Source organism: Gordonia sp. NPDC058843 (assembly GCF_042743165.1).
GTDB lineage: Bacteria > Actinomycetota > Actinomycetes > Mycobacteriales > Mycobacteriaceae > Gordonia.
On sequence record NZ_JBHYNC010000029.1, the window covers coordinates 36,979 to 48,869 of the forward strand.

An 11,891-nucleotide genomic window follows, 5' to 3' on the forward strand; every position below is an offset into this window, starting at 1 on the left:
GGCGTCGGTGTCCGATTTATCCTATATGTGTTAGGCGAGTTCGGGGATCCGCCGACTCCGTCGACATCGTTGCCACAGAGAAGAAAGTACGAATATGACCGCAACCATCGGCAAAGCACTCGACTGGTGGGCCCGGACCAAGGGCGACACCACCGCGGTGGTGTTCTCCGGTTCGGAGATCTCCTACCGCACCCTGCGTGACTGGAGCAGCCGTATCGCCCGTCTTCTGGCCGAGGACAGGGGAGTCGCGCCCGGGAACCGGGTGGGGCTGCTCGGCCCGAACTCGCTCGAATGGCCTGCCGCCGCACTCGGCGTGCTGAAGGCCGGTGGTGTGCTGGTGCCGTTGAACAGTCGCTACCGCCCCGCGGAACTGCGCAAGATCGCCGACGACGCCGGGATCGACGTCGTGATCGTGGCCCCGGGGTTCGAGCAGCTCGCCGAGGACACCGCGGCCGTGGGGCGGCCGTTCGCGATCGTCTCGTACGTGGAACTCGTGGATCTGCGGGATGGCGGGATCGACGACTACCGTGTGGATCTCGAGCCCGACGAGCCGACGACGATCCTGTTCACCAGTGGGTCGACAGGTCTCTCGAAGGGTGTGGTCCTGACAAACCGCACCCTGATGTCGATCGTCCTCGAGAACACGCTCACCGAGGAGGGATTCCGTCCGGGTACGACCACGCTGCTGGTGCTGCCGCTGGCCTTCACCCCCGGCCTGGTCTACGGGCTGCTCATCACCACGGTTCTGGGCGGCACCCTGGTGGTGGAGCCCGAACTCAACCCCTCCAATGCCGTCACCCTCCTCGAAAAGCACTCGGTTGAGGCCATATTCGGCGTTCCGCTCATCTTCGAGGCCATCTCGCGGGCTCCGGAGTTCGCCGACGCCGACCTGTCGTCGCTGAAGACCGCCATCGTCGGTGGTGCGGCCGTGCCCGCGCAACTCCTCAAGCGATGGGCGGACAAGGGGGTCCTCCTGCGCCAGATCTACGGCATGACCGAAGCCGGCGGCGTCGCCACCGCCACGGTTCGCGAGGAAGCCCTGGAATTCCCGGACCGGTGCGGCACCGGATCCATCTTCACCGAGGTGAAGGTCTTCAACTCCGACGACGAGCCCGCCTCGCCCGGAGAAGAGGGCGAGCTGGTGGTCCGGGGGCCAGGCGTGACCCCGGGCTACTGGAACGATCCCGAGACCACCGCTGAGGCCATCCGGGGCGGGTGGTTGCACAGCGGTGATCTGGGCGTCGCCGACGAGGACGGCCGGGTCAAGTTCGTCGACCGCCTCAAGGACCTGATCATCTCCGGCGGGATCAACATCTCGCCGGTGGAACTGGAGATCGCGATCGGTGCCATCGACGGAGTGGAAGAGGTCGCCGTCATCGCCGCGCATGACGACAGGTTCGGCGAGACCCCGGCTGCGATCGTGACCGTCTCCGACGACATGGACGCGACGACCATCGTCGAGCACTGCAAGCAGGTGCTGGCCGATTTCAAGGTCCCGCGCTACGTCGTCATCCGCCAGGATCCGCTGCCGCGCCTGCCCAGCGGCAAGATCGCCAAGACCGTCATCCGCGACGAGTACAAGGATGTCGACACCAGGTTCGATCGCGTTCGCTGACGTCGGACCCTCCAGCCGAGGCCACGCCCCATGCCGGGCTTGGCCTCGGCTGCTGTCTGTCCACCGTGCGGGACAATCCGTAGGATTCGCGCTCGTCCTGCATTTGCAGACGCACGGACACAGGACGAGATCTGTATCTTGTATCATCGCCCCGAGGAGGTGGACATGGCGCGCAGAAAGACGGGCAACGTTCTCAGCGAGGACGTGGACGAAGCCCGGAAGCAGATCATGGTCGCCGCGGAGCGCGTGTTCCAACGGTACGGCGTCGCGAAGACGACGATGGACGACATCGGCAAAGAGGCCGGGGTTTCGCGCCCGACGGTCTATCGGTACTTCAAGGACCGCGACGCTCTGATGTCGGCCTTGATCGAGCGGCGTTCCCGATTGCTGTTCGAGAAGGCCCGCAAGTATCTCCTCGAACACGAGACGTTCGCCGATCAATTGGTGGAGGGGTTGATCTTCCTGGTCGAGCGGGGTCGGCGCGACCCGCTGATCCGGATACTGGTGAGTCCGGAACACATGCAGCTGGCCGAGTCGCTGGTCGGCAGTTCGGGTCTGGCCGCGCGGTTGACAGCGGAGATGTGGGATCCGGTCATCGAACGAGCGATGGACCGCGGCGAGATCCGGCGGGATCTCGACAAGGAGAAGATCGCCGAGTGGATCGCGCTTGTCCAGTTCATCCTGGTCGGCCGATTGGATTTCGATCGGCCCGACGACCCCCAGCATCGAGAGATGTTGCGCGACTTCGTGCTTCCGGCGTTCCTTCCGAGCGCGGTGCCCGCTGCCGAGCTGAAACGCTGAGCACGGCCGAGCTGAAACGCTGAACGCGCCGGGCAATGTCGCCGGACACGGTCGTGTCGTGTCCGGCGACCGGCCTCTAACCCCGGATCAGATCCCGGTGGATGATCTCCTTCATGATCTCGTTGGTGCCGCCGTAGATCCGCTGGATCCGGGCGTCGATGTAGGCCTTCGCGACCGGGTACTCCATCATGTAGCCGTACCCGCCGTGGAGCTGTACGCCCGCGTCGATGACCTTGTCCTGCAGTTCGGTGGCCCACAGTTTGGCCTTGGCGGCGTCGACAGCGGTGAGTGTGCCCTTGTTGTACTCCCGCACGCACCGGTCGATGTACGCCCGGGAGACCTCGATTGACGTCCGGAGTTCGGCCAGGGTGAACCCGAGTCCCTGGAACTCGCCGACCCGCTTGCCGAAGGCCTTGCGCTCCTTGACATAGGCGAGGGTCCAGTCGAAGACGGCCTCGGCCGACACCTGGGCGGCGATGCCGATGCCGAGCCGCTCCAGGGGCAGGCTCTGCATGAGGTAGGCGAATCCGGCGCCCTCCTCGCCGAGCAGGTTCGCGGCGGGTACCCGCACCTCGTCGAACGACAGTTCGGCGGTGTCCTGTGCGTGTAACCCGACCTTGTCGAGTTTGCGACCACGCGTGAAACCCGGTGTCCCGTCCTCGATGACGAAGAGGCTGAATCCGCGCGAGCCGGCATCCGCGTCGGTCTTGGCGAAGACGATCACCAGATCGGCGAGGATGCCGCTGGTGATGAAGGTCTTGGAACCGTTGATCACCCAATCGGTGCCGTCGCGCCTGGCGGTGGTGGTGATCGCACGCAGGTCGCTGCCGGCAGCGGGTTCGGTCATCGCGATCGCGCCGATGGTGTCACCGGTGACGAAACCCGGCACCCAGCGCTCCTTCTGCTCGTCGTCGGCATGACGGAGCAGATAGTTCAGCACGATGTCGTCGTTGGTGGAGAAGCCGGACTGCAGTGCCGAAGCGCCCACTCTGGCGATCTCGGTCTGGATGGCGACGCGGAAGCAGTAATCGGTCTCGCCGGGACCGCCGTACTCGAGTGGCACCGCCAGGCCGAGGATGCCCTGCGCTCCTGCCGCGCGCCACGTCTCGCGGTCGATCAGGCGGTCGGCGTCCCATTTCTCCATCTTGGGGACGACGTGTCTGGTCACGAACGCGCGTACCGATTCCCGGAACAGTTCGTGGTCGGCGTCGAAGAGATCTGTCTGCATTGCTACTCCTGTGATGCTGGTGATGCGGCTTGTACGGGAAAGTCGAACCCGGACGAGGTCAAGAAGGGGCCGGACCGTCAGTGTCCAGACGTCCCGCCGTCGACGGCCAGCGTCGACCCGGTGATGTACGAGGCCGCCGGACTGGCGAGAAACAGTACGGCTGCGTCGATTTCGCGCTGAGTGCCCATCCGTCCGAGTGAGCAGCCGTGTAGGAAGTCGGCGCGAGCGTCGTCTGACATCTCGGCGATCATGTCGGTCTCGACGAAACCCGGTGTCACCGCATTCACCCGGATGCCCTTGCGTCCCGACCACTGGTTGGACAGATCGCGCGTCAAACCGATGACGCCGGCCTTGCTCGATGAATAGGCGGCCTGCGGCAGTGCGGATTTGATGAGTCCGAGCATGCTCGCCACGTTGACGATGCTGGAACCGGGACGCATCACCTGTGCACAAGAACGCGCCATCCAGTAGCTGCCGAGGAGGTTGACGTCGAGGACCGCGCGGAAGTCCTCGGGGAGTTCGCGTGTGGCCGGGGCGGTGTGCGTGAGCCCGGCGTTGTTGATCAGGATGTCGACCCGCCCGAACGCATCCATCGCGGCCCTGACCACGGACTCGCACTGCTTCTGATCGGACACGTCACCGGGAACGTCGAGTGCGCGTCGGCCGGTCGCGCGTACGGCGACGGCCGACTCGCGGAGCGGCTCGGGTCGGCGACCGGTCACCACCACGTCGGCCCCCGCTTCGGCGAGTGCACGGGCGAAACCCGCGCCGAGTCCCGAACCGGCGCCGGTCACGATCGCCACCCGTCCATCCAGGCGGAACAGGTCGAGAAACGGGGTGGTCGGGGCGGACGGGTGCATGTCCATAAGGCTCCTCTCGTCTGAACGACCCCGCGGGCGAGTCCACCGAGGTTGTCGAATTTAATCTAACAGAATAAGGTTTATGACGATGCCGGGCCGTGCGACCCTCCTGTCCACGAGTGCGGATCACGAATCAGGAGGATGCCCATGGCAGCAAGCGAGACCGATTCCGGACACAGTTCATCCGTTGTCGAGTACGAGGTGCGCGAACACATCGCGATCATCACCCTCAACCGGCCCGAAGCAATGAACGCCGTGAACTCCGCACTGTCCGTCGCCGCCGGAGCCGCTCTCGAGAAGGCGGCGCTCGACCCGGAGGTGCGCGTCGTCGTGATCACCGGTGCGGGCCGGGCCTTCTGTGCCGGAGCCGATCTCAAGGAGATCGCGGCTGGACGCCGGATAGATGACCCCGATCATCGGGAATGGGACTTCGCCGGAATCGTGCGGCACCACATACCCAAACCGGTGATCGCAGCCGTCAACGGTTTCGCGCTCGGCGGTGGAACCGAGATCGTGCTCGCGGCCGACCTCGCGGTGATCGACGAGGAGGCATCGGTCGGTCTGCCCGAGGTGCGGCGGGGTCTCATCGCCGCCGCCGGCGGACTGCTGAGAATCCACCGGCAGATCCCGCAGAAGGTGGCGGCCGAGATCGCGCTGACCGGGCGACCCGTCTCGGCCGCGCGCGCATACGAATTGGGTCTGGTGAACGCGGTGGCGCCGTCGGGTACCGCTCTCGCTGTCGCTCTGGACCTGGCTGCCGAGGTCGCCGCCAATGCGCCTCTCGCGGTCTCCGAGAGCAAGCGGGTCATGCACGAGACGGCCAAAGCGCAGCGCGGATGGGACGACGAGTCGTGGAAGATCAACTACTCGGCAATCCGCACCGTCTTCACCAGTGACGATGCGAAGGAAGGGCCGCGTGCCTTCGCCGAGAAGCGCGCACCGAAATGGACGGGTCGATGAGCAGCGGAGCGGACGTGTCCCGAGAAGTGGTGGTCGAGCGGATCGGTGCGATCGCGATCGTGCGGTTGAACCGCCCGGAGCGACTCAATGCGTTCACCGAGAGCATCCGGGTGGGCGTCATCGAGGCGTTCGATGCCTGCGACGCCGACGACGATGTACGCGCGGTCGTGCTCACCGGAACCGGTCGCGCCTTCTGCGCTGGGGCCGACCTCGAGCACGGCGGCGACACCTTTCTCCCCGCCGAACTCGGCGAGGACGGTGCCGCTCCGGCGGATGCGGGCGGACAGGTGTCGCTCCGTATCTACCGGTCGACGAAGCCGGTCATCGCCGCCATCAACGGACCCGCCGCGGGGGTGGGCGTCACCATGACGCTTCCCGCTGACGTCCGGATCGCGGCGGACACCGCGAAGTTCGGGTTCGTCTTCACGCGGCGCGGTCTGGTTCCCGAAGCGTGCTCGACGTGGTTCCTCCCACGCGTGGTGGGCATCTCGACGGCAGCGGAATGGACCTTGGGCGGACGTATGGTGCCGGTCTCTGAGGCTCTGGATCGGGGCCTCGTGCGCGAAGTGGTTCCCGCCGAACAGGTCCTGGAACGTGCACTGGCGGTCGCGAACGAGATGGTCGCCGGGACTGCGCCGGTGTCGGTCGCCCTCACGAGGTCGTTGCTCTGGGGAGCACTCGGCGCGTCGGGCCCCGAGGAGGCCCACCGAGCCGAATCGGAGGTGCTGTATCGGCGCGGCCTCTCGGCCGATGTACAGGAGGGCGTGCGGGCCTTCCTCGACAAGCGTGTGCCGGAATTCCCGGATCGAGTGTCCGGACTGGGGTAACTGCGTTGGCCCTGGAACGGGCCACTGTCCGTCAGTGCAGTGCTCGTTCGCTGACTCGCCGCCGGCCACGCGCCGGAGGTCCGATATCGAGACGAGCGCGCAGGTACACTCCATCGAACCAGCCGTGGCACTCGGCGAACGAGAGCACCTCGCGGATCTCCTCGTGCCAGCGCCGGTCGTCGCTCAGGGCCTGGAGCCACCGAGCGTTCAGGTAGGCGAAGTCGCCATCGACGTAACCGATTCCACGGTGACGCAATCGCTCGGAGGCCTCAGTCGCGCCGACATGAATGTTGACGGACAGACTCTGCAGGTTCTTTCGATCAAGTACGCGGACGGTGTGTGTTTCGACAATGATCTTCATCGTGCTGCTCCGGGCATCGGCGTCGTGGCGATTGGTCAGCGGGCAGTCGACGAGTAGATGTCCTCGATGACTCCCGCGTACTTCGTTGCGACACCGCGCCGTTTGAGCTTCATCGTCGGGGTGAGTTCCTCGGAGTCGGGCAGCCACTCGTCGGCGAGGAGTCGATAATGTTTGACCTGCTCGACGCGGGAGAGTTGCGCGTTGGCCCGCGCGACCGCGTCGTCGATCTCGGTGCGCAGGGACTCGTTGCCGACGAGTGCCGACGGTGTGGCGTCGGCCAGACCGTGCGCGGCGGCGAAGGTGCGTGCGGCGTCGGGATCGAGAACGATCAGCGCGATGTTGTACGGCCTGCGATCACCCACCACGCACGCCTGACCGATCAGCGGCGACGCGCTCTTCAGCGTCCCCTCGATGTTGACCGGGGACATGTTCTTTCCTGCCGCATTGATGATGAGTTCCTTCTTGCGGTCGATGATCGTGACCCATCCGTCGTCGTCGATCTGCGCGATGTCGCCGGTGTGCAACCAGCCGAACTCATCGATCGCCTCGGCCGTCTTCTCGGGGGCCTTTCGGTAACCGCGCATGACGTGCGGGCCGCGCAACAGGAGCTCGCCGTCGTCGGCGAGCTTGGCCTCGGTGCCCGGTTGGGCCAGGCCCACCTTGCCCACGCGGATGTCGCTGGGGATGTTTGTGAATCCCAGTGCGCCGGTCTCCGACATCCCGAAGCCTTCCTGTAGCGGCAAGCCGAGCGCGAGGAAGAACTCGTGTACTGCCGGCGCGATCGGCGCTGCTCCGGTCATGAGGAGTGCGACGCGGTCCAGTCCGAGTTGTGCCCGGAGGTCGGCGAAGATGCGTTCGTCGGCGACGCTGACGGCGTCCTGTAGATCTGCCGGAACCGGTTCTCGGCGTTGCTCGATCTGTACCAGGCGGATCGCTGCCTCCAGCGCGGCCGAGGTCGCATCACGCGGGCCGTCCGGTAGCGCCGAGAATCGTGCGAGGAGACCCGCCCGGAGTTTCTCCCAGATCCGAGGCACGCCCAGGAACCAGGTCGGGTGAGCTTCGGCGACCGCGCCGAAAACGGTTGTCGCATCTCGAACAGTGGTGATGGGCCAGCCCGTCACGGTCGCCAGGTAGTGCGAGAACACGCGATCGGCGGCGTGCGCTGTGGGCAGGTAGCTGATGGCCGCACCGTCGACGGCGAACGGGAAACGCAGGTTGCAGGTGTACATGACGAACATCAGATTGGCGTGGGTGAGTTCGACGCCCTTCGGATCTCCCGTGGTGCCCGAGGTGTAGATGAGCGTGGCCAGATCGTCGGCGCGGACCGAAAGCCAGGTCTTCTCGAAGTCGAAGCCCGCGGGGCGGCGGCTGCGGAGCTCATCGAGCGGCGTGATCGTCGCGGGGCCGTTGTCATGGACCATGGATTCGCCGGCCGGGTTCGTGACCACGATGTGCCTGACGGCCGGTGCGGCGGTGCGTTGGAGGATGTCGAGGAAGGCGGAGTCGGCGACGACTACGGCGTTTCCGGCATTGTCGAACAGGTAGCTGATCTGATCCGGCGCCGAGGTGAGATAGATCGAGAACGGCGTCGCGCCCAGGTGCAAGACGGCCATGTCGACGATGTGGAACTCGGGGCTGTTCGGCAGCATGATGGCGACCGTGTCGCCGTGTCCGACGCCGAGATCGGCGAGTCCGGCGGCCACTTCCTCAACCGCCGTGCGGTATTCGGACCAGGTGAGCGATCGCTCCTCACCGAAGGCGCTCAGGGCGGTGGAGTCGGGCCGACTGGCGGCCGTGGCCTGGAAGGCCCCGACGAGCGTGGTGGCGGAGATACCCGGGGCGGCAACGGGTGCGGACAGAGCCTGAGGTGCGTGTGTCATCGTTTCTTTGCCTCGATTGCGATGGGACGAGAAGGTGGGGGCGGGTCGGGCTCAGTGGGTGAGTTGTCCGGCGCCGCCGGACGATTCCTGCGCTGTCGTCTCGATGCCGCGCGTGGTGATGAACTCGGAGAAGTCGGGTTCGTGGACACGACGCCAGTAGTCGACATACCGCCAGGGGCTGTTGGTGACGATCCTTCCCCGCGCGTTGCGGTAGTACGTCGTGGTACCACCGAAGTGCCACACCGTGTCCTCGAGGGCCTCGTCGAGCTCGCGGTTATAGGCGTCGAACGCCTCGGGGCGCACCTCGATCGAGTCGAATCGCTCATCGACCATCGCGCTGATCAATGCCGAGACGTGCTGGATCTGCATCTCGGTGCCGGCGATGACCGTGCCGCCGTGACCGGTGTTGGTGTTGGGGCCGTACAGGCAGAAGAAGTTGGGGAATCCGGGCACGCTGATACCGAGGTGGGCACGGCCGTCGTCGGCACCCCAGACCTCTCGGAGTGTCCGCCCATCGCGACCACGGACCGTGAGCGACCCCAGGACGTCTACCGACTTGAAACCCGTTGCAAGGACCAGGACATCGGCGTCGTACTCCGAACCATCCTCGGTGCGAACGCCGTTCGTGGTGATCGTGTCGATACCGGTGGTGACGAGATCGACATTCTCGCGACGAAGCGTACGGAACCAACCGGCATCGATCAGCAGTCGCTTTCCGTAGGGCGGATAGTCGGGCAGGCTCTTCGCGAGAAGGTCGGGGCGATCGGCGAGTTCGTTCTCGATGTACGAGGTCAGCATGGCGCGGAGCCGGTCGTTTCCCTTGTTGATCGCACGTCCGAGATGGGGGTAGTCGCGATCGACCTGCAGGAGGCGCCACACCTTGTCACCCATCCGCCAGAACAAGCGGGCGCGATACCACGCGAGATAGAACGGTACGTGTTTGTTCAACCAGTGCGCTGTGTCGTCGACCGGTTGCCCTTTGAGCGGATGGGGCATCGCCCACTGCGGAGTCCGCTGGAACACCCGAACCTCGGCTGCGTCCTCGGCAGCGGTGGGAACGAACTGCATGGCGCTCGCACCTGTGCCGATGACCGCGACGCGTTTGCCCCGGAGATCGACCGCCGGGTCCCACTGCGCCGTATGCAGCACGGGGCCCTCGAAATCCGAGAGCCCGGGTAGACCGGGGATGCTCGGCTGGTTCAGGAGTCCGACCGCGCTGACGACGACCGTCGCGGTGAGACTCTCGATCTCACCGGTTCGAACCGATCGAAGGTCGAGAGTCCAGCCCGCGGTGGTCGAGTCGAACTCGGCCTGATCGACCACCGTCGAGAAACGTGTACGGGCTAGGACACCATGGCGTTCGGCCAGTGCTCGCCAGTAGGCCGCGAGCTCTTCCTGCGGAGCGAAGTAGCTGGACCACTCCGGGTTCGGGTCGAAGGACAGAGCGTAGAGATAGCTCGGGGTGTCGACCCCGCAGCCCGGATACACGTTCTCGTGCCACGTGCCGCCCACGTCGTCGTTCTTGTCGATGAGGACGTAGTCGATTCCGGCCTGCTGCAGGCGGATTGCCATCGCCAGTCCGGATATCCCCGCACCGATGATCGCGACTCGGAAGCCATCTGTCGGAGCGGTCCGCGGTACCGAATGGCGACGGTACAGGCCCATTTCCTCGCCCAGGAGCTGCCCATAGTCGTCGGGGAGATGCTCGGCCAGCATCACCGAGAGGATTCGTGACAGTCGCTCGGGGGCCGGTGCGTCGGCATCTTCGAGGTCGCCATCGCGCCACGCGCGAAGCGTTGCGGCGGCCTCACGCCGAATGTGTTCGGCGACTTCGGGTTCGAAGCCTCCGGTGTCGTGGTCGCCGAGATCGGGAGGGGCGGTCGGCAGGTACGGAGCCTCGATCCAGCGGTCATCGCCGGTCAGTAGAGCCAGCGAACCCAACAGGATCGGGAGATTGGCGTTCCTCAGTGCGAGCTCGAGTTGCTCGTCGGTGAAGTCGGCGTCGGGCCGGAATGCACCATCGGGAACGCCGCTCCACTCGGGGGCGAGGCGGGGGGAACTGGACTCTGGCATACACGAGACCATACAATGTGTTCAGACGTGGCGTCAATCACATTCGTTCCGATGGCCGAGCACCGCGGCCTCCCCTTTCCCATCGATCGACAGACAGGACAGACAGATGACAGTCACCGCGAATCGTCCCCGTGCAGGCGCACGAAGTGTGTACGAACCCGAGCACGAGGCCTTCCGAGAGAGCTTTCGCCGGTTCCTCGACACCGAGGTCGTCCCGGGCTACGAGGACTGGGAAAAGGAGGGGCGGATCCCACGGGAACTCTTTCAGAAAGCCGGCTCGCACGGGTTCCTCGGGATGTCGGTCGACGAGGAGTTCGGCGGCGGCGGCACCGAGGACTTCCGGTTCAACGCGGTCATCGCCGAAGAGGTCGCCGACGCGGGTGTGATGTCGTTCGGGATCAATCTGCACAACGACATCTGCGTGCCCTACTTCGAGCGGTACGCCGACTCGGAGCAGAAGAAGCGGTGGCTGCCGGGTCTGGTGTCCGGGGAACTCATCGCAGCCATCGCGATGACCGAGCCGGGGACCGGATCGGACCTCGCCGGCATCTCCACCACGGCAACCCTCGACGGCGACCACTACGTGCTGAACGGCTCGAAGACGTTCATCTCCAATGGCATCAACGCCGATCTGATCATCGTCGCCGCACGGACCGAGAACGACGGTGACCGTCACGGCGGTCTGTCGCTGCTGGTCGTCGAACGGGACACCCCGGGCTTCCAGCGTGGGCGCAACCTGGAGAAGATCGGCATGCATGCGCAGGACACCGCCGAGTTGTTCTTCGAGGACGCGCGGGTCCCCAAGGAGAACCTGCTGGGTGAGCGAGGTGGGGGTTTCCGTGCACTCGTCACCAACCTCCCGCAAGAGCGACTGACGATCGCAGTGGCGAGCACGGCTGCGGCGGCACGCGCGGTCGAGCTCGCGCGGGACTACGTGAGTACCCGAACCGCATTCGGGAAACCGTTGGCGGCCAATCAGAACACCCGATTCACTCTCGCCGACGCCTTCGTGCAGACCGAGGTCGTCCGCGCCTTCGTCGATGACTGCCTGCTCCAGCACACGACCGGTACCCTCACCGCCGATCGGGCCGCGATGGCCAAACTCGCGACGAGCGAGGTCCAGGGTCGCGTCGTCGACCGGTGTCTGCAGATGTTCGGCGGCTACGGCTTCATGGCCGAGTACCCGATCGCCAAAGCCTATGTCGACGCGCGCGTGCAGCGAATCTACGGCGGCGCCAACGAGATCATGAAGGAGATCATCGGCAAGTCCCTCTTCCGGTGAGGGC

General features: G+C 65.6%; 10 protein-coding genes. 6 read left to right on the top strand and 4 right to left on the bottom strand.

All coding sequences use genetic code 11. The features are described from left to right. The first annotated feature begins 94 nt into the window (after positions 1-94). Positions 95-1,615, top strand: coding sequence for a class I adenylate-forming enzyme family protein (locus tag ACFW3F_RS17865; protein ID WP_388059688.1), 1,521 nt, complete (start codon positions 95-97; stop codon positions 1,613-1,615). Between the two features lie 165 nt (positions 1,616-1,780). After that, positions 1,781-2,416, top strand: coding sequence for a TetR/AcrR family transcriptional regulator (locus ACFW3F_RS17870; RefSeq protein WP_388059690.1), 636 nt, complete (start codon positions 1,781-1,783; stop codon positions 2,414-2,416). Between the two features lie 76 nt (positions 2,417-2,492). Here ACFW3F_RS17870 and ACFW3F_RS17875 read toward each other — a convergent pair whose 3' ends face one another. Next, positions 2,493-3,644, bottom strand: coding sequence for an acyl-CoA dehydrogenase family protein (locus ACFW3F_RS17875; protein WP_388059692.1), 1,152 nt, complete (start codon positions 3,642-3,644; stop codon positions 2,493-2,495). Positions 3,645-3,721: 77 nt separating this feature from the next. Further along, positions 3,722-4,510, bottom strand: a complete 789-nt coding sequence (locus ACFW3F_RS17880) for an SDR family NAD(P)-dependent oxidoreductase (protein ID WP_388059694.1) — start codon at positions 4,508-4,510, stop codon at positions 3,722-3,724. 141 nt (positions 4,511-4,651) lie between these two features. Between ACFW3F_RS17880 and ACFW3F_RS17885 the strand changes: the two genes are divergently transcribed. The 3 genes from ACFW3F_RS17885 to ACFW3F_RS17895 all read left to right on the top strand — a co-directional run bounded on the left by ACFW3F_RS17885 (position 4,652) and on the right by ACFW3F_RS17895 (position 6,709). Then, positions 4,652-5,464 carry a crotonase/enoyl-CoA hydratase family protein gene (locus ACFW3F_RS17885; protein ID WP_388059696.1) on the top strand — a complete coding sequence of 271 codons (813 nt, stop codon included), beginning with the start codon at positions 4,652-4,654 and terminating at the stop codon, positions 5,462-5,464. Continuing rightward, entirely contained in the window at positions 5,461-6,291 is an 831-nt protein-coding gene (locus tag ACFW3F_RS17890) for an enoyl-CoA hydratase-related protein (RefSeq protein ID WP_388059698.1), read from the top strand. The genes ACFW3F_RS17885 and ACFW3F_RS17890 overlap by 4 nt, the downstream gene beginning before the upstream one ends. A 124-nt stretch (positions 6,292-6,415) precedes the next feature. Next, the gene (locus tag ACFW3F_RS17895; RefSeq protein WP_388059700.1) at positions 6,416-6,709 is read left to right on the top strand and encodes a hypothetical protein; all 294 of its coding nucleotides are present in this window, start codon (positions 6,416-6,418) and stop codon (positions 6,707-6,709) included. Here ACFW3F_RS17895 and ACFW3F_RS17900 read toward each other — a convergent pair. Both ACFW3F_RS17900 and ACFW3F_RS17905 read right to left on the bottom strand, forming a co-directional pair. Next, positions 6,688-8,532, bottom strand: a complete 1,845-nt coding sequence (locus ACFW3F_RS17900) for an AMP-dependent synthetase/ligase (RefSeq protein ID WP_388059702.1) — start codon at positions 8,530-8,532, stop codon at positions 6,688-6,690. The genes ACFW3F_RS17895 and ACFW3F_RS17900 overlap by 22 nt on opposite strands. Before the next feature lie 51 nt (positions 8,533-8,583). Further along, positions 8,584-10,605 carry a flavin-containing monooxygenase gene (locus ACFW3F_RS17905; protein WP_388059704.1) on the bottom strand — a complete coding sequence of 674 codons (2,022 nt, stop codon included), beginning with the start codon at positions 10,603-10,605 and terminating at the stop codon, positions 8,584-8,586. Positions 10,606-10,711: 106 nt separating this feature from the next. Here ACFW3F_RS17905 and ACFW3F_RS17910 point away from each other — a divergent pair, with 106 nt between their 5' ends. Continuing rightward, the gene (locus ACFW3F_RS17910) at positions 10,712-11,887 is read left to right on the top strand and encodes an acyl-CoA dehydrogenase family protein (RefSeq protein WP_388059705.1); all 1,176 of its coding nucleotides are present in this window, start codon (positions 10,712-10,714) and stop codon (positions 11,885-11,887) included. The last annotated feature ends 4 nt before the right edge of the window (positions 11,888-11,891 follow it).